A 19,571-nucleotide genomic window follows, 5' to 3' on the forward strand; every position below is an offset into this window, starting at 1 on the left:
GTTCAAAAAAAATCCCCAAGCGTGGCTTAGGGATTTGTGTATAAGAGACAGCCACAGATGTGGTGCCTTTTTTATTTCTGCTAGAAAAACTCGCTAATCTTCCGACTTCATCGCTTTCTTAATCGCAGCCTCATTGAGTGTCGCTTTGATTGGGTCAGTGATTTTATCCACCAAATCGACAGGCATCGGGAATACGATGGTTGTGGTGCGTTCATTCGCGACCTCGGTTAATGTCTGCATATAACGTAACTGAATGGCGTTGGGCGCCTTGTTCAGTACTTCTGCGGCTTCTCTTAGCTTAGTGGATGCCTCTAACTCACCCGTCGCATGTATCACCTTAGCTCGACGAGAACGTTCCGCCTCTGCTTGTTTCGCAAGCGCTCGCACCATACTGTCATCAAGATCAACATGCTTGATCTCGACATTAGCAATCTTAATCCCCCAGTTATCGGTATGTTGATCCAGTATCGATTGCAAGTCTCTGTTGAGCTCTTCACGCTCAGACAACAGCTCATCTAGCTCATGCTGACCTAAAACAGACCGCAACGTGGTTTGTGATAGCTGGCTAGTGGCTTCAAGATAGTTCTCCACGTTGTTGATTGCCATCTTAGGATCAAGTACTCGGAAATAAACCACAGCGTTAACCTTCACTGATACGTTATCTCTGGTGATCAAATCTTGTGTCGGAACATCCAATACAATGGTTCGTAGATCGACTCGCACCATTTGTTGAATGAAAGGAATGATGATAATTAATCCTGGCCCTTTCACGTCATAAAAGCGCCCGAGGAAGAAGACCACTGCACGCTCGTACTCGCGTAGTACTCTGAACATACTGGCGATCAGCAAGACAACCAGCACGATCACAATACCTATAGTGTGTATAAACATAACCGCCCCCTAATGGTAACGATGACTCAACAATGAATAAGTTCTTCGAGTTAACCCTCTCATCAAGCACTAACCTGTTTTCGATGATGTCTCATCAGAAAGAAATTCAACATCTAAAGAAAGTCCTGTTAGCTTGGTGACTCTGATACTCTGCCCGGCTTGCAGCTCACTAGTGCATTGAGCTTGCCAAATTTCGCCAGCAACAAGCACTCTACCCGCGCCAGGAAAACCGCTGACCACCTTACCGGTCTCACCGACCACCGCTTCCATCCCAGTGGTCACAGGCTTGCTTCTTACTCGAGCTAACATAGAGAGTGTTACGACGATAAAGGCAACGGAGAACAAACTTATCCCGATAATTAGCGGTAATGCGATTTGGTAGCCTGGTACTTCAGTGTCCATCAACATGATGGAACCGAGTGAAAACGCAGCAACGCCCCCCAAGCCGAAAATCCCAAAACTCGGACTAAAGGCTTCGGCGACCATCAAAGCAATACCGAGCAAAATGAGGGCGAGACCGGCATAGCTCACAGGCAACATTTGTAAGGAATACATAGCCAATACCAAACAGATGCCACCAAGCACCCCTGGCAAGCCGACACCTGGGTTATAAAACTCAAGTAACAGACCATAAATACCAATCAGCATTAAGATGTATGCAACGTTCGGATTCGTGATTACCGAGAGCAAACTAAAGCGCCAATCTTGTTCTCTCTCGACAAAGGCCACGTCATTAAGTTCTATGTACTGATTGATGCCATTAATCAGGATGGTGCGTCCGTTATCATTTCGACCAAGTGTTGGAGGTCGCTGGCTATAAAATCAATCACATTCAGCTCAAGGGCATTCTCGGAATCCAAACTGGCTGCCTCTCTTACCGCTTTTTCTGCCCACTCTTCATTTCGATTGTGTAGTTTAGCCAAGCCAACAATGTAAGCCGCAGCATCATTAATGACTTTCTTCTCCATCGCGGTAGTGGCTTTTACTTGCTCGGAACTCTCTTCTTTCGCTGAGCCTCGCTCATTATCTGTGGTGGTATCATCATTATTGGCGTCATCTTGAGGAGATAACGGATTGGCTGGCGCCTTCCCTCCGCCAAGTGACACAGGAGTGGCAGCCCCCAAATTTGTCCCGGGAGCCATAGAGGCGATGTGACTGGCGAGTAGAATATAAGTCCCAGCACTTGCCGCCCGTGAGCCTGCTGGTCCAACCCAAGTAGCAATCGGAATGGGTGAAGTGGTAATGGCACGAATGATGTCACGCATTGAAGAGTCCAGTCCTCCGGGCGTGTTCATTTTTAATATGATGAGCTTGGCTTGCTGCTCTATCTCTCTTGTTAGGTAATCACTGGTTGCAGGGCCGATACATCCATTCACCTCAATCACCCAAACATCATCGGCTTCAACATTTACCGAGCTGAACAACAGAAGAAATGCGAACAAGTACTTTAAAATAAAAGTCATGTCTCTCTCCTTACAACTGAGATGCTAGATAGACGTTTTATTTAAAGCGCAAAGGTAACATCTTGGTAATAAATCGATACCTTAAGCATAGTTCAGGCTAAATTTCGCACAACACACTCGCTTAAGTTCACCACCTTCTACCTGCTCAAAAAAAGCTCCAACTTGAAAAGGAAATGTTAATAGATGTTTATCATTATCAAACAACCAAATTCATTCACAAAACACGCGCTCACAACACATTTATAAATCAACCCAATACCACTCTAAGAGAAAACCAAGGCAAACGTTTGCCTTGGTATAAAAAAACACCAAAAAACGTTGGACCTACAATTTTTGGCGCACTTTCATCTCAGCTCATATTGATAAATGTAAAGGATACGTGTAAAACTCCTCGCGAAATATTTATCCAATGGTACAACGTACATTGGTAAGTAATTCTGGGAATTTTATATTTAGTAGCACAGAGGTTATGGAAGTGTTAAAAGAAAAGAGTTTACTAAGCAACATTGGCGTTCAAGTCGTTATTGCAATGTTCATCGGTACCCTAGTTGGTGCGATGATGGGTGACAGCGCAACAATGTTCGCTCCACTGGGTGCTATCTTCATCAACTTGATCAAGATGCTGGTTATCCCTCTAGTTGCGGTTGCCCTAATTTCAGGTGCAGCAGGCCTAGGTAATAGCTCGTCTGCTGGTAAAGTTGGTATCACCACCCTAGGTTACTTCGCACTAACGTCTGCACTTGCTGTAGCGCTAGCGCTTGTAATGGGTGAAGTATTCGAACCAGGTCGTGGTATCGATGTTTCTGGCGTAGAAGGCATGTTCTCTTCTGAGTACGCTGCGAAAGGCGAACTGCCAACGTTCTGGGCAACCATCACCGGCATGATCCCTACCAACGTTTTCCAATCATTGAACGAAGCAAACATTCTGCAAATCCTAGTTTTCTGCTTGTTCTTTGGTATTGCGCTTTCTAAGCAAGCGAAAGAAAAACGTGATCCTATCATCAATGGCGTAAATGCGATTGTTGACGCGATGGTTTGGATGATCAACAAGGTAATGATCATCGCTCCACTTGGTGTATTTGGTCTAATGGCAGAAGCAGTAGGTACATTCGGTTTTGGCGCACTGATGGTTGTGTTCAAGCTGTTTGTTGTTTACATCGCCGCTATCCTGATCTTCGGCTTTGTTGCTTACCCGCTAATGATTCAAATCTTCACTAAGACTTCAGCTAAGAAGTTCCTAGTTGCAATGAAGAAGCCTCAAGCGGTTGCTCTTTCAACAGCATCTTCAATGGCTACCCTGCCTGTTACCATGGACACTGTAGAAAACGAGCTTGGTGTGCGCAACTCTACGGCTTCGTTCGTTCTACCTTTAGGTGCAACGATCAACATGTCTGGTAACGCGATCTACTACGGCCTAGTGGCTATCTTCTTCGCACAGCTGTTCAACATCGACCTATCTATGGGCGCTTACGTTGCTATCATCGTAACATCAACACTAGGCGCAGTTGGCCAAGCAGGTGTTCCTGGTCCTTCTTTCCTAGTTGTTGCTGTTCTTCTGGCGGCTGGTATCCCTATCGAAGGTCTACCTCTGTTGTTCGCTCTAGACCGTATCTTCGACATGATTCGTACAGCACTGAACATCACTGGTGATGCAGCATGTGCAGTTATCGTTGACTCTCTAATTGAAGACGAAGCGAAAGAAGCTGAGCTACAAAAGCAACAAGCATAATTTTCGATTACATCGGAAAACAAAAAGCCACTCTATGAGTGGCTTTTTTTACGTTTTAAGATAAGGTCATTGCTGAGCTAAATTCGTAGGCTTCAGTCCTTTTGATACCCTACATACAACTCAGTATGCGTAACTATTTTCTTTCTTAAACAAGCTCGCGATAACTTCTTGATAGTGCATCAAGTTAAATGTCGAACTCTCAGAATTGTATTTTTGCTGTCTTGTTTCTAAGTAAGGCTGAGAAACCAGTGAACTTACTAGCATCTGATAATAATGAAAGTTGGATTCGTTACAGCCATCAACTAAATAAAGGAGGTTTTCAAGAGTTTTGTGATAGATGAAACCGAACTTAGATTCTTTTAACCTTTGCACATTGTCGTGATTAAAAGAGTTACCACCAAGAGTGAATAATAAAAATATGTTTGGCGCACTTTCCCAAAACTCAATAAGCTCTGAGATTAGCTGTTGTAGCTGTACCCCTTCCACTCTTTGATATTTTGAAAACTGTTCCTTAAATCGATTTGTATGCTCTTCAATGAGCTGGTCAAAAAGCTGTTCTTTATTATTGAAGTAATAAAGAATTAAAGCAGGACTTACCCCTGCAGATTTGGCAATAGAGCGAATTGATACTTTATTATAAGGCTGAGAAATAAATAACTTTTCTGCTGCACTTAATATTTCTTCTCTTTTTTCTTTTGGCATCAGATTGTATCCCACCCGCTTGTTTACATTTGCCACACATTTTATAACTCTAAGAAACAATCTCAATATGAAAAAACACACATTAAGTACACCGTTAGATAATCAAAACTTAGAAATCTAAATTTAATGTGTGTTTTAAATAATGTAATTAAAATCAAACTGAATAATTGCTCTAAGAAACAATAACATATAGCTAAGCAATATCATGTAAGGGTTAAGTAAGGCTAGCTATCTTAAATGTAAGGACGACAAGCTTAAACGTAAGCCAATGTAAGAGTGGCGCTCATATTGAGCGCCACATATAAAATTAAAGTTTTAAAATCACTTTAACTGAACTATCGACTAAAGATTCATCGATATAAGCAATCGTATTTGTCGAGCTAGCAACCATGTCTTTTGCTAGGCTCTCCTGACCAACAGCCTTAGGTGGTTGACCTTTACCCGTGAATACGCGTTTTGCCCAATATGCTTGCAACTGCGCTTCGGTTTTTTGAGTGATAGCTTGGTGAAATTCACCTTTCTTTGGGTGTCCGTCTTCCAAATCAACCGCTTCAATTTGTAGTGACTTCGCTTTTCCTAAGTACAACTTCTTAACCGTTGAAGCATCAAGCTCAGACATAGCAGGGTTGCCAACTACAACTAGGCCAGCGAATGCGTTCATGCTGCTAAGAAGAGCAGCGGCTACTAATGTTTTTTTCAACATGATTGATTCTCTTCCTTAAAATACCGCATCAACTTTTACAGTGTACAAAATGTTATCGTCGTTCTTATATTCCGACGCTACACCACCATTCGTTGAACCAAAGCCAGTTAGGTAACTAATATCACCTTTTAGCGCAATATTCGGTAGGAAGTCCCAACGAGCACCAATGCTGTATGTTGTGCGCTGTGTGTTTAGCTTATCAGCCAATGCTTTTGCTGAACCGTATGCGTATTTCGCAGACGCACTGGTTGGGTTTTGAAGTACATTTGCAAGCTGACGGTTTGCTTCTGCATTTCGCTCGTCATCGTCCTGCGTTTCCATGTGTGACACGGTAATGTAAGGCGTTACTTCATCTAGACGGTATGCTGCTGTTAGATATGCTGCATCCACATCGTAGTAGAACCCTTCAACGGTTGTGCGTGTCACTTCTGAAACCAGCATTAGGTTGCCGTTTTCGTATCGACCACCAACACCGTAAAACTTCGCTTTCTCGTCATCAAATGTTGAATTCAATACAGGCTTACTGTTTACATTCCAGTTAGTTGAAGAGCTGATCACAGACTGTGCGTAAACAGCACGTAGTGTCCAAGTATCATCAGTCCAGTTAACTACACCACCAGCAATGTCATCAAACTGTGTATCAGCATTGTAGCTATGCTTTGATGCCGACAGCTTCTGTGAACCGGCAAAGCCTTGGAATGAAAGAGTGCTGTCATCTAGCTCCACATCATAAATGAAGTCACCACCCGTTAGAGAAGTAAGCACTACTGAACCGTACACTTCATTAGGTACTCGTACACCAACTTGTGCGTAACCCACTTCTAGATAATCAGAGTACATGAACAGTGGTAAACGTAATTTACCACCACGAACCGTTAAGTTCGGCGTCACTTTGTGGCTTAAGAATGCCCACTCAATATCTGGAGACCAGTTCTCTTTTTTGTTACCACGAGCAACCATCTGAACAACGGCTGAAGTTGACTCATTAACTTCGAACTCACCTTGTAAACCAAACAAAGAACCTTCATCAAAACGTACTTTATTCTCCGACTTCATGAAGCCGTGGTTTTGATTACCCAGCTGCATGTTCAAAGACGCAAAACCATTGAAACTAAATTTATCAGCAATTGAGTTTTGCTCTTTCGCTTCAAGGATAGCGACCTTTTTCTCTAGCTCGGCCAATTTTTGCTCATCTGAAGCATGTGCAGCAAACGATGCCGCAAGCGCCACTGCTACAGGCAATAAGCGAAATGGGGAGTTAGTCATTATTGTTCTCCGTTATACTTTGAATTGTGATGTTGATTTACTCAGCTCTGTCACGATGCCACTCAACTGGTGGCTCAGAGCTTCTAGTTGATCGGTAGACTGAGACACTTGGTGAGAGCACTGTCTAAAATCATCCATATGGGTATGAATTTGTTTTGAAGCGCGAGCTTGGTGTTCAGTGGTACTCGCTATCTGGCGATTCAGCTCGGTAATTTCTTCAACCTGGCCGCTAATTTCTAATAGGTAATCACCAGCGTTTTGTGCATCTCCAACGGCTTGAGAGGAGCTTGCGAGACCTTGGTCCATTGCACCTACCGCCGCATTCGAACCAGACTTAAGCTCACCGAGTAAGGCATTAATCTCGGTTGCTGATTGTTGAGTATTATTAGCGAGTACACGTACCTCATCAGAAACGACCGCGAAGCCGCGCCCATGCTCTCCAGCGCGAGCTGCTTCAATCGCCGCATTTAGGGCCAGCAGATTGGTTTGCTCGGCAACGCTTTGAATCGTGCTGAGGATTGAGCCCACATTGCTGGCATTTTGGTCGAGCTCTTTTAATTTTCCGGCGGTATCGCGAATATTGGTGGCAAGCTCTTCGATCTCTTGGCTTGTTTTCAAAACGACTTGGGTACCCGTTTGAGCACTGGCATTGGCCTTTTGAGCTTGTGAATCGGCATGTGATGCAAAGCCAACCACTTGTTCAATAAGAGCAATGATATTGTTAACTGCGTCAGTCACTTCTTCGATGTGGTCACGTTGGGTGCTGTTCAACGCTAAGGTTTGATTGGATTCACTGCGGATTTTGTCGCTCACAACCTCAAGCTCCTGCCCAATGCTCAACGTGCTTGCGATGATCCCTTGAAGCTTCTCAATAAACTGGTTAACGCTTTGTACAAGGGTTGCGATTTCGTCTTTGCCGGAATAATCGATGCGTACGGTTAAATCACCATCTCCCGTTGCGATCGCTTGCATTTTCTCAGTGACGAGCAGAATTGAACTGATAACAGATTTGAAAATCGCATAGCCCACTGCAAAGACAGACAAAACAAAGAAAACGCCAAGCCAGATTGACTGCTGAGCAGCATCGTTTGCGGCATTCTCTGAGTGCAATATGGTATTTACGACATTTTGACTCGCTGACGAGCGCAGCATTTCACTTGCCGCGAGTAACGAATCATATTCAGCAGTGAGCGTATTCGATCTTGCTGTAAGATTCGCGAAGGAGTCATTCAAGTTAATAAAATCTAGACTTAACGCGTACGCGGAGTCCGTGTACTTTTTTAGCGAGCTCGACACCTTGTTAAATGCTTGCGCCTGTGAAGGTAAAACATTGGCCCCTTTACTTGCTTCAACTTGAAGTTCAGAAGATATTTGGCGCGCATAATCGAGAGCCTGCTCATCTTCCATGATCACAGCGGCTTCGAACTGCTGTTGAACATTTGGCAACAGCGAGTGAATTTTAGTGGCGTGCTCTAATGCAGGGTAATAACTTATTTCTAACTGAGTTAGTCGTTGGCTATTATCGCGATGAATAAAAACATTGATGGTAATTATCGCCGCTAAACTGAGCGAGATAATAGATAAAAGAACGACAAATTGTACTTTTATATTGATATAACGAGACAGTAGCATAAGGTTCTATTGAATTAGCGCAAATTGATAATTATGTTACCGCCAGTTCACTTTTATCGGTGAACATATTCACTAAACAAATATCACTTTATGTTTAAATGGCTCCCCTATTACCCCTACGCCAGTAAATTGAACTCGGTTACTTTCTTTTCCCAGCTACTTTTCCACTCAGGCAGTTGATCAGCAGGCATCGGACGCGCAATAAAATACCCTTGAGCCAGTGTGTCTTTATTACTCATTGAACGTATATCTGTCCAAATTGATATATCTTCAATGCCCTCTGCGACAGTCGTTAAATCCAATAATTTAGCGAGGTAAAGTGAAGCTCTCACAATTGCTCGACTAGAGCGGCTTTGCTGGATGTTTTTAACGAAGTCGATATCCAGTTTCAATGCAGAAAATGGCAGATCCTCGAGTTGTTTCAATGAGGAGTAACCCGTTCCGAAATCGTCAATCGCGAGCGGAATACCACGCATACATATTCTTGTTGTAGACGCTAAAGCAAGCGCAACACTTTCAACTAGGTCGGACTCCGTTAACTCCAGCTTGATCTGCTCAACATCTAATCTACCGTTATCGATAAGCTTAAAGATATGATCGACAATTTCACCGTCGATCATATCTTTCGCTGTTAAGTTCAAAACAAACCTTCTGCTGCATAGGAAGCGTTGATCGTTAATCGCTTGCTCAAGTAACTGCTTCAAAACATTCAACATTAATCCTGAATCAATGAGGCGCGTCAAAAAGAAAAATGGACTGAGAACACCATAATGGGGATGTTGCCAGCGAATTAAAGATTCACTCTCCTTCCATTCTCCCGTGTGAATACAGACGATGGGTTGATAGTGCAAAACCATCTCATGGTTCTCGACAGCCTTTACGATGTCCTCATCAGTGATCACGATATCTCTATTTGAACTTGAAGCCGACTCTGGTTTTTTAGTATCCCTACTTACCAACTCTAGTAGCCGGGAACGATCAATCGGCTTTTCTAACACACCCAATAAATTGAGATTAAATGCCTTACACATTTTACTAGCGGCATCGAGCACGGTTTGGTTTTCAGCACTCGTTATGATGATATTGCCCTTGAAATTCAAATTAGCTAACCGTTTTAGCAATTCGATTCCATCTATCATTGGCATATTGAGGTCACACAATATTAGGTCGACCGAAGACTGTTCAATGTGGTCTAACGCCTTACACCCACACTCGAAAGAATGAACCTTACCGACACTCAAGCTGTTCAATACCATGGTCATGACATTCAACTGAAAGGGGTGGTCTTCGATTACAACAATATTTTGATCCATAGTATTCCCTCAGCCTATTGAGCATACGTGGAGTAGAAGCTTTGTAACTTCTGCGTAAGTCGCTCCACTTCATGGAAATACTCTAAGTACCCACCTCTTTGGTTTGCAGAGGCATCTTCTAGCTGTTGCAGTTGGTCAGCCATCTCAGTACTGCCAACCATCTTCGCTGCACCTTTCATTTTATGGGCAACTTGTTTGATCTCATCTAGGCTCTCGCTCTCACATGCAGCGAGTAACAAAGGCAAGTCTGAGCAGTGACTCTGAATAAAATCCTTGATGATTTGATCGATAAGGTCCTGATCTCCAAATAACTCCATTAGGTTTTGAATATCAATAGGCGCAAGGCTAGGTTCAACGTTCGCATCGTTGGCTGCCAACTGGCTAACAACCGGTGTGCCTTTCATAAGATGCTTGTTGATCGTGTCACCACTCACTTTGAGCTTGGTAGGTTTAGACAAAAAGTCATCCATACCAATCTCAAAACATTTGTCATTTTCCCCCTTAACGGCGCTTGCTGTCAGTGCAATGATAGGCAATCGAGGTATATTCTGACTTTGCTCTTTCGAACGAATCTGTTTCGTCAACTCATAGCCATCCACCTCAGGCATATGACAGTCAGTGATAAGTAAGCCATAGTCCTGCTTATCGAGCGCCGCTAGCGCTTCTCTACCGTTGTCCACCATATCGGCATGAAAACCTAGCTGCTCTATCTGCTTAATAATGATCTGTTGGTTGATTGGGTGATCTTCCGCAATCAGTATCAGCCTATTATTTTCCATCGCCGATTCGCGTGATTCGGTGCTTAATCGTAAGTTGTTTTCTTCCTTTACTATTTCTTCGATAAAGGTTGGATTATTGCTCAAGCAATGTCTTAGCTGTGAAGGGAGTAATGGGTTTGCCGATAAATTCCAACCTAACTTACAAGGTGCAGGCGAAAGCATCCCTTGTTCGCTTAGACAGATAAAATTCACGTTCTCATCAGGAGTATTAATAGCCTGAGCAAGCTCATGTGGTACGAACACAAAACCAGGCTTAATGGTCTCTACCCAATGTGCTAACTCTTTCGTGGTTTGAACGCTTTTTGTAATCACCTTAATACCCCAAGATGTCAGGTAGCTCTCCAACTCTTGATGCTGCATGAAGGTTTTGGTGAGCAAAGCGACTTTACCTGTCATATCTTGATACTGGTTATCATCAAGTGATGTCAGAGGTACCGAGATAGTAAATGTTGAGCCTAAGTTCACCTTACTTGTCACGTTCAGCGTCCCGCCCATTTGCTCTATCAATTGCTTTGAGATAGTCAACCCAAGACCCGAGCCACCGTACTTTCTCGTGGTACCTTCATCGGCCTGCACGAACGGTCTAAATAGATTTCGAATATGCTCTTCGCTAATGCCGATTCCGCTATCGAAAACTTCAAAACAGACTTGTTGCTGGCCATCGTTTTGACTGACTAACTTCGTCGTTAAGCCAACGGTTCCATGCTCAGTAAATTTAATCGCATTGCTCAAGAGGTTGTTCAGTACTTGCCCGAGACGGATGTCTTCCATCAGTACCGAATCTTTTAATTCAGGGTCTAGCCAGAACTTGAATTGCAACCCTTTGGCATGCGCCTGTCTTGCCTGCAGTTGAGTCACCCTAAGAGTCAAGGTATCAAGGCTTGCGGGTTGGTAATCCAAAGTCAGCTTACCCGCCTCAATCTTCGAAAAATCAAGGATGTCGTTAACGATGTGCAATAAGTTATTAGCGGACTGGCTTAACGTTGTATGAATCTTTTGTACTTCATGACCCACTTCATATTGCTCGGAAAGCTCTAGCAAACTCACAATGCCACCAAGAGGCGTTCGGATCTCATGACTCATGTTGGCTAGAAATCTCGATTTCGCTTCTGTTGCTGCAATCGCACTCTGCCTTGCCTGAGTGAGCTCTTCTTGCTGCTGCTTTAGCTCGGTAATATCCGTCAGTACAGAATCCCATTCGTAATAATCACCACGATCGGATATTTTGCTTTGTAGGTTAAGCCAACGATTCTGATTTTCGATATTGACGCCAATATCCAGGCTCAACTTTCCATCTTTATTGCCACAACGTATTTTTCGAATCAGAGTACGGCGATCTTTCGCATTTAACGGCGCAAAGAAGCTCGTTGGAGATCGGCGTAGTTGAGAAGGCGTCAGCCCAAGAAGTTCTTCAATTCCATTACTGATAAATACGAACTCGATATCGTGTAAGCTTCGCTTAGGCTGGATATGTTGTATCACCGCACCGTGTAAATTGTTCGCGAGTTTTTGGACGCGGTCATCCGCACTTTTGGCGATTTTTTTCGCTTCATACAATTCAGTCAAATCATCGAGAATCGTTACTGAACCTTCGATACTTCCATTGGATATGTACGGGCACTTCCAATATGCATAGTGCTTACTGCCAAATGGCGAGACCACCTCTTTTTCCAAACGAGGCAAAACATTCCCTTTGTGGATCATGGCGTCTTCGTCTGGATTATTAATGATTGCTTCTTCTATTAAGTCAAAATCCTTAAGCGCCCTAGCCACACTGTTGAAGCTCACAAGTTGGTTATCTAGATCACGTACCACAATTGGAAATGGCATTGCGTTAAGTAGTGAACGCTCGAACTCGACTTGATGCTTCAACGCAGACTCAGCACGCTTGCGGTCCTCAACCTCACGGCTTAATTTCCAGCTCCATGCCATGATCGCCATGATAAGAACGGATGCGACAGAAATAAGAATGGCCGCACCCAAAATCACATCTTTCGTGTCAACTCCAGATTCGTAAGAAACATCTAACCAATTCTTTTTAATCTGCTGGAGTTTATGATGTGGAATCGCAAAAAGCGCCTTATTGATGATGTTACCTAATATCTCTTGGTTAGCTTCCACGCTATATGCAACTGGCACATCATTGTCTTTAGAAAGCAGGCTAATTACTCGCAAGTACCCTGAATACTGTCCTTGAAGAAGCGGTGATGCGAGATATAAAGAGAGCATTGCAGAGTCAACTTGCCCTTTATCAACCGCCTCTAACACTTGCTCAACCGAGTCATACTTTTTTATTGGGCAAACTTCGCAATAACGCTTAGCCAATTGGGAACCAACGCTATCGTCAGTAGTACCGATAATAGCGTTCTGAGAAAGCTCACCAAACACATCGACCTTGTTACTGTCGCTTTTACCAATCAGCGCCCACGGCTCAACCATAAAAGGTTTCGAGTAAAGGTGACGATCATCCACACCAGCAAAGGGAGTCGCTTTGGTATGGATCAGCGGTAGAGAAACCGTATGTAAATCGTTCCCTTCGATACCAAAGTCATTTTCAAAAATGAAGTTTAGCCCCGTAAGTCGAGAGATCTCATTCAAGATATCGATAGAGATACCATCAGGCTGCCCTTCGCTGTTCAGGAATGAAATAGGTTTTGAATCTCGAATGTAGGACACATAAATATTGGGATTCAATGATAGGTATTGCTGCTCTTTTTCCGTCAATAACAACTTATTTTTGCTAACAACCAAAAGTAAACGTCTTTGTATTTCGTTTAACCATTTCTTATGGATATTAACGATTTGATTTGGCTTATCTTGGTTAATTGAAGTATTGATGATGTTCAATAGCTTCCTATTCTCAGGAGTATCAAGTAAAGCAATAACGTAGTTATTCAGAGGCAAGCCATCATGCAAATTCACAGACAGTGATGCGTCATAGGGGCTATTCATCAGCTTACTGTGTAACAACACGCCATCATCCACAATTGCGAGCACTTTCTCACGCGCAACAGCGGCTATCGCATCCTGATATGATGAGTATGATTCAAATGAAGAAAACGGAAGTAAGGACTTCACAGACGATGCATTACTCGAGTTTTCAAAGTAAGCAAGCTTACGCCCTTTCATGAGCAAATGACTCTCAATAGGTTCACTGCTCAAACTGATCATTCGGCTCGACAAGATCGGTTTCGAGTAGATAACGCCACCACTTGAAACATTTTGCTCTGCCGTGATGATGGCGTCCACGTCACCCGTTTTTAGCATATTGTTGAGTTCAGACGGTGACTGGTAACCAACAAACTCCACACCATCGAATCCATCTTTCACGTAGAAATCAACTAAGTCCGGCAATAAACCCGAAACCTCTCCTTGTTGTGATTGAGCATAAGGAGCAAAATCTGAGATTTGAATTCCCAGTTGAATTGATTCATCAGCTTGTGCTTTTTGTGATGCGAAAAACACCAATGTAATCAAAGAAAATAACTGAAAGAAAAAGATACGGTACATGATAAACCTGACGTTATAGCAGCAGCGTACTTTATAACGTCAAGTTCACAGCCATTCAGCAAGTAGCGTTAAACAAAATATGGATACTGTTTAATAAGCTAACCACACACCGAACCAGCAAGAGTTTTCGCATACCGATATAAAAACTCTCCGACCTTCATTAATTTCTCAAATTGAAACTCTCCAGCTGGCGCATGAATCAAATCTCGATAGTCTAATTATCAAGCCTAACACCCATAAAACAAACGCTTTTCGATATGGGAACGAATCAGTTTGACTCAACAACAGCACATTAATTCTCAAATTGAAGGAGAAAATTGCCTCTCAAAATAGAACTATTATCCAATAGCTACGTATTGTCTCAGTGACAGCAGAGAGCACTTTCATTTAACTGATTGAAAGAATGATTATTTCAATCCGACACGGAAAATGTTCAGGAATACTAGACAAAATGGCATTTGAATTGCTTTGTCATAGATAACCCAACCAATATACAGCAGGTTGCATCACTTCTCATCATTGCAGCTTGTCACGGAGGATAGGCTATGACCTTACAAAGACACACGTATTACGGCTTGATTCACCACGGGATTAAAACCTTGTTAATGGACAGAGTGGGCCACTTTACTGAGCGTGAATATCACGAGTACCTTGATCTAACGACAGGAAAATCCACCTGCTTCGCGATGAGTGAACAAGAGCTAGAGAACACTTTAGACAATCTGAAAAGCGAAGGTTATTTAGAAGATATCAAGAAGCTGATTCCTCGCTACCAAACGTCATCGATGCGTTGAAATTCTGCCAGCTCCAATCAGTTTAGTAGCCAATTGTCTCGAGCTGTTTTGCATCGAGGCAATTTTGGTTAGACTGTCGGTAACTCAACTAACCGGATATTCAGTCCATATGAAACAAATTCTTGATTTCATCCCTCTCATCATTTTTTTCGCGCTTTACAAGATGTACGACATCTATACGGCTACTGGGGCATTGATTGTCGCTTCTGCACTTCAAATCGTTTTGACGTACTTCATCTACAAAAAAGTAGAAAAAATGCAGGTGATAACGTTTCTGATGGTCGCGGTATTTGGTGGAATGACCATATTCTTGCACGACGACAACTTCATTAAATGGAAAGTCACTATCGTTTATGCCTTATTTGCTATTTGCCTAACCGCAAGCCATCTAATGGGGAAACCTGCGATTAAGGGCATGTTGGGCAAAGAGATTACACTTCCGGATGCGGTATGGGGCAAGATCAACTGGGCATGGACATTCTTCTTCACTATTTGTGCAATCATCAACGTGTATGTAGCTTTTAACCTACCATTAGATGTGTGGGTTAACTTCAAGGTGTTTGGCCTGCTAATAGCAACATTACTATTTACGCTGCTTACTGGCGTCTACATCTATAAGTATTTACCAAAAGAACAACTTCAAAAAGAGCAGCAAGAACTAACTGATAAAAATACTGACGAGAAGTAACCCCAAGGGGTGAGTCCTCATTCCGTTTTTGTTACAATTCTTGTCAATATGCTATACCTAGCGGCCAATGATACTCGTGATCATTGGCCGTTGGCTTTTTTGTGTTGCGGAGACTGGTCAAAATAAAGCCTATTATTTAATGTAAATCGCACTAAATTATTGGCTATCTGATCTCTGTTGTTCATTGCGCTCGTTTGCAAATGCGCTTCACCAACCAACACTTCTGTTTTTATTTGATAATCAATACCACCAAGAGTACAACAATGACGATTCAATCAACTTTGAACCCAATTGGTTCCCTACTTCTTCGCACATTAGCGATGCCTTCTGATACCAATGCAGCAGGTCAAATCTTCGGTGGTTGGATAATGTCTCAGCTCGACCTAGCCGGCGGCATCTTAGCCAAAGAGATCTCTAACGGCAAGATAGTTACCGTGTCGGTTTCGAGCATTGAATTCAAGCAGCCCGTATCCGTTGGTGATGTGGTGTGCGTTTATGGTGACTGCACAAAGATTGGCCGTAGCTCGATGAATATCGACCTAGAAGTCTGGGTTAAGCCGGTCCTGGATCACGGCATTGGCGACCGCTACAAGGTATGTGGTGCAACGTTCAACTACGTAGCCGTTGATGAAAGTGGCAAGCCTCGAACCATCAAGAAATAAGCTAGCTTGCTTCGGGAATGGTCTTTAGTCTCAACCAGTGAAACCACTAAAGACCATACAAGTCTCTCGCACCAATTCACAATTTCTTATCATTAGCTCTTCCAATACCAATTAGTTCGCGTAAATTAGCAAGATAGCTATTTTATAATCTCCCAAATTCAGTGAAGTAAAATAAGGATATGCCAATATGTGGTACGTGATTTTCTCTCAAGATGTCGAAAATTCATTAGAAAAACGCCTCAGTGTTCGCCCACAACACCTAGAACGCCTACAAACACTTCACGATGAAGGCCGCCTATTAACAGCGGGTCCAATGCCAGCGATTGATTCAGATAACCCTGGCGAAGCTGGTTTCACAGGTTCAACAGTAATCGCTGAGTTTAACTCTTTAGAAGACGCACAGGCATGGGCAGACGCAGATCCGTACATCGACGCTGGTGTCTACCAAAATGTCATCGTAAAACCATTCAAGAAAGTATTTTAACGTGAAAAAATGGATTATTAGCTCACTGGCCGCGATCCTACTTGCAGGCTGTGCTTCAAGTGAGCAAGACCAACAAAGACAACTCGAGATGATGGCGCAGCATCGTGCTGGCGTGCTATCTGCAGGGCTACCTATTGAGTATGGCCCACTGTCTGTTATGCGAGTACTAGCAAAAAACACCTTGATCGAAATCATGATGATTTACAACCAAGATGCTAAAGGTGCTAAGCCTTTAAACCAAGTTGTCGATATGAGTGTGAATAGCTACTGCACCAACTCAGAGGTAAGAGCAAACCTAGATATGGGCTTGGCTTACAACATCAAGATTCGCAATACACGCGGACAACTGATGGTCGAAAAGCTTATCAGCAAAGATACGTGTCAGACCGACAGCTAGATTCGAACAAACATAAAACTAGAAGGCCTCGCATTTGCGAGGCCTTTATTTTATTGAACAATCAAAATCCTAGACTGAACTATGCCTCAACAGATTCCCACTCTTTACGTAGTGTTTTGGTTGCTGAAACAAGATTGGTCAATGCCGCTTCCGTCTCCGCCCAGTTACGAGTTTTAAGACCACAATCTGGGTTTGCCCATAAGCGTTCGGCTGATATTTTTTCCGCCGCTTTCTTAAGCAGGCTAATAATCCACTCTTGCGATGGGATGTTTGGTGAATGAATATCATAAACACCTTGGCCAATCGCATTCGGGTAGTTAAACTCTTCAAACGCTTTAAGCAGTTCCATATTCGAACGGGACGTCTCAATAGTAATCACATCAGCGTCTAATGCGGCAACTGAGTCGATAATTTCATTGAACTCGCTATAACACATATGAGTGTGAATCTGAGTCTCTGGCTTAGCACTCGCCGCGGAAATCTTAAAGGCATCAACCGCCCATTCTAAATATTCTGCATGGTCACGTTTTTTAAGTGGCAGACCTTCACGAATAGCAGGTTCATCAATTTGAATAATGTTGATCCCTGCATCTTGCAAATCAGACACTTCATCACGCAGCGCAAATGCCAACTGATTAGTGATCTCTTTACGCGAGATATCCTCACGCGGGAACGTCCAACACAAAATAGTGACCGGGCCCGTTAACATGCCTTTCATCTGCTTAGATGTCAGTGATTGCGCATAAGTCGACCACTCTACCGTCATCGGTTTTTCACGCTCAATATCCGCTACCACAATCGCAGGTTTCACGCAGCGAGAACCGTAGCTTTGTACCCAGCCAAACTTTGTTGTTTGAAAGCCAGCTAAGTTCTCTGCAAAGTACTCCACCATGTCGTTGCGTTCCGCTTCACCGTGTACCAACACATCCAAATCGAGTGCTTCTTGGCGCTTCACCGCATCCGCGATATGACCTTTTAGTGCAGTCGTGTATTCCGCTTCGCTTAACTTTCCAGTGCGATAAGCGCTACGTTGAACACGGATCTCGCAGGTCTGTGGGAACGAACCTATCGTTGTGGTTGGTAACAACGGTAAACCTAAAACTTCCGACTGGTGTGCAGCGCGTTCTGCATAAGGGGCACTACGCTCTGCCAATGCTTTGGTGATTGTATTAATACGAGCCAGTACCTGCGGCTTGTTTACGTGTGTCGCGCTTTTCCGAGCAACAATCGGTTGGCTATAAGTCTCACACGCTAAGATGGCATTTTGATCTCCGTCTAGCGCGGCACCCAATAAGCTCACCTCCGTCACTTTCTGTTTCGCGAAAGCAAACCAGCTTTTCACTTCTTTGCTAAGCGAATCTTCTAGCTCTAAATCAACCGGGCTGTGTAGCAGCGAACATGAGCTCGCCACCCAAAGCTTATCGCCTAACTTCTCTTTCACCGGTTGCAGTTTTGCTAGTTGAGTCGCTAAGTCTGCTCGCCAAACATTGCGTCCGTTGATCACACCAGCAGACAACACCCACTCCGCCGGTAATTGACTCACAACTTCATCAAGCTGCTGTGGCGCTGCAGCTAGGTCGATATGCAGCCCGTTAACCGGTAGTTTGACGATTTTGTCTAAGGTATCTGTCACCGAATCGAAGTACGTGGTTAATAGCAGTTTCACTTCCCCTTGAATAACTTGGTATGCCAGTTTAAATGAATCAGCCCATTGTTTTTCAAGCTCGAGGGCAAGAATTGGCTCATCAATTTGAACCCACTCAACCCCCAACTTGGCAAGCTTCGCCAAAATCGCTTGGTAGGCAGTCAGCAAGCGGGGCAGCAAGGTTAAGCGGTCGAAGCCCTCTTCTACCTCTTTCCCTAAGTACAAGTAAGACAGTGGCCCAAGAAGGACAGGCTTCACTTTATGCCCTGCTTGAACGGCTTCATTCACTTCATCAAACAATTGTGGCCAGCTCACCTCAAACGAATCATCTTTACTGAACTCAGGAACGATGTAGTGATAGTTGGTATTGAACCACTTGGTCATATCTGACGCCGCTGCACCGTTGTTCGTGCCTTCAGAAGCGTGTTTCCCACCACAACAAGCAGCTTCAACTTGTGATTGCCCACGTCCCACTCGGAACAAGGTATCTAAATCAGGAAAAGCTTTCTCCTCTTCGCTACCACCAGCATGACGCTTTGGTACATGCCCCAAGAGCAAAGTCGTTGTCAGTACATGGTCGTACCATGCGAAGTCACCCGCAGTTGCAAAGCTAAGATTCGCATCAGCTTGTACATTCCAGTTACGATTTCTCAGCTCGCTACCTAGCTGTTTGAGTTCTGATTGGTTGATTTCACCACGCCAGTATTTTTCGAGTGTGAATTTCAGTTCGCGCTTTTCACCAATACGTGGGTAGCCAAGAATATGCGTTGTTGTCGTCATGAACCTGTTCCTTATTCAATAATTGTTAGTTTCTTTTCAGATTGCCTATTGTGCTCTTGCTCTCATAAAAAGGCGTCTGGATGGCTAAACTATCTACCGAATCGAATCGCTGAACAACGTCCAAATATTCATC

At 43.5% G+C, this 19,571-nt stretch carries 14 protein-coding genes and 1 pseudogene; 6 read left to right on the top strand and 9 right to left on the bottom strand.

Features of this window, described 5'->3' with window-relative positions; genetic code table 11:
• Positions 1–93: 93 nt before the first annotated feature.
• A complete protein-coding gene (locus JC606_RS13530; RefSeq protein ID WP_137408342.1) occupies positions 94–891 on the bottom strand; it encodes a slipin family protein in 798 nt (265 codons plus the stop codon).
• 69 nt (positions 892–960) lie between these two features.
• A pseudogene (locus tag JC606_RS13535) lies at positions 961–2,354 on the bottom strand (NfeD family protein).
• Between the two features lie 469 nt (positions 2,355–2,823).
• Here JC606_RS13535 and JC606_RS13540 point away from each other — a divergent pair.
• A complete protein-coding gene (locus JC606_RS13540) occupies positions 2,824–4,083 on the top strand; it encodes a dicarboxylate/amino acid:cation symporter (protein ID WP_008219823.1) in 1,260 nt (419 codons plus the stop codon).
• 120 nt (positions 4,084–4,203) lie between these two features.
• Here the strand turns inward: JC606_RS13540 and JC606_RS13545 are convergent, their stop codons facing one another.
• The 6 genes from JC606_RS13545 to JC606_RS13570 all read right to left on the bottom strand — a co-directional run bounded on the left by JC606_RS13545 (position 4,204) and on the right by JC606_RS13570 (position 13,988).
• A complete protein-coding gene (locus tag JC606_RS13545; RefSeq protein WP_004741243.1) occupies positions 4,204–4,785 on the bottom strand; it encodes a TetR/AcrR family transcriptional regulator in 582 nt (193 codons plus the stop codon).
• Between the two features lie 307 nt (positions 4,786–5,092).
• Positions 5,093–5,488: a hypothetical protein gene (locus JC606_RS13550; protein WP_004741242.1), complete on the bottom strand. Its 396-nt coding sequence runs from the start codon at positions 5,486–5,488 to the stop codon at positions 5,093–5,095.
• Between the two features lie 15 nt (positions 5,489–5,503).
• Positions 5,504–6,754 (bottom strand): hypothetical protein, encoded by a 1,251-nt coding sequence (locus JC606_RS13555; protein WP_004741241.1) that lies wholly within the window; start codon positions 6,752–6,754, stop codon positions 5,504–5,506.
• A gap of 12 nt (positions 6,755–6,766) precedes the next feature.
• Positions 6,767–8,386, bottom strand: coding sequence for a methyl-accepting chemotaxis protein (locus JC606_RS13560; RefSeq protein ID WP_137408347.1), 1,620 nt, complete (start codon positions 8,384–8,386; stop codon positions 6,767–6,769).
• A gap of 116 nt (positions 8,387–8,502) precedes the next feature.
• The gene (locus JC606_RS13565) at positions 8,503–9,699 is read right to left on the bottom strand and encodes an EAL domain-containing response regulator (RefSeq protein ID WP_198778760.1); all 1,197 of its coding nucleotides are present in this window, start codon (positions 9,697–9,699) and stop codon (positions 8,503–8,505) included.
• A gap of 14 nt (positions 9,700–9,713) precedes the next feature.
• Positions 9,714–13,988 (bottom strand): ATP-binding protein, encoded by a 4,275-nt coding sequence (locus JC606_RS13570; RefSeq protein ID WP_198778761.1) that lies wholly within the window; start codon positions 13,986–13,988, stop codon positions 9,714–9,716.
• A 545-nt stretch (positions 13,989–14,533) separates the two neighbouring features.
• Here JC606_RS13570 and JC606_RS13575 point away from each other — a divergent pair.
• From JC606_RS13575 to JC606_RS13595, 5 genes are all read left to right on the top strand, one after another.
• Positions 14,534–14,782: a hypothetical protein gene (locus JC606_RS13575; RefSeq protein ID WP_004741237.1), complete on the top strand. Its 249-nt coding sequence runs from the start codon at positions 14,534–14,536 to the stop codon at positions 14,780–14,782.
• Positions 14,783–14,891: 109 nt separating this feature from the next.
• Positions 14,892–15,470 carry a septation protein A gene (locus JC606_RS13580; protein ID WP_198778762.1) on the top strand — a complete coding sequence of 193 codons (579 nt, stop codon included), beginning with the start codon at positions 14,892–14,894 and terminating at the stop codon, positions 15,468–15,470.
• A 263-nt stretch (positions 15,471–15,733) separates the two neighbouring features.
• A complete protein-coding gene (gene yciA, locus JC606_RS13585; protein ID WP_004741235.1) occupies positions 15,734–16,132 on the top strand; it encodes an acyl-CoA thioester hydrolase YciA in 399 nt (132 codons plus the stop codon).
• Positions 16,133–16,319: 187 nt separating this feature from the next.
• A complete protein-coding gene (locus JC606_RS13590) occupies positions 16,320–16,616 on the top strand; it encodes a YciI family protein (RefSeq protein WP_004741234.1) in 297 nt (98 codons plus the stop codon).
• Between the two features lies 1 nt (position 16,617).
• Positions 16,618–17,013 (top strand): GspS/AspS pilotin family protein, encoded by a 396-nt coding sequence (locus tag JC606_RS13595; protein WP_198778763.1) that lies wholly within the window; start codon positions 16,618–16,620, stop codon positions 17,011–17,013.
• A gap of 79 nt (positions 17,014–17,092) precedes the next feature.
• Here the strand turns inward: JC606_RS13595 and metE are convergent, their stop codons facing one another.
• The gene (gene metE / locus JC606_RS13600; RefSeq protein ID WP_198778764.1) at positions 17,093–19,438 is read right to left on the bottom strand and encodes a 5-methyltetrahydropteroyltriglutamate--homocysteine S-methyltransferase; all 2,346 of its coding nucleotides are present in this window, start codon (positions 19,436–19,438) and stop codon (positions 17,093–17,095) included.
• Positions 19,439–19,571: the final 133 nt, after the last annotated feature.

The sequence above is a fragment of the Vibrio sp. IB15 genome, from assembly GCF_016406055.1.
Lineage (GTDB): Bacteria > Pseudomonadota > Gammaproteobacteria > Enterobacterales > Vibrionaceae > Vibrio > Vibrio chagasii.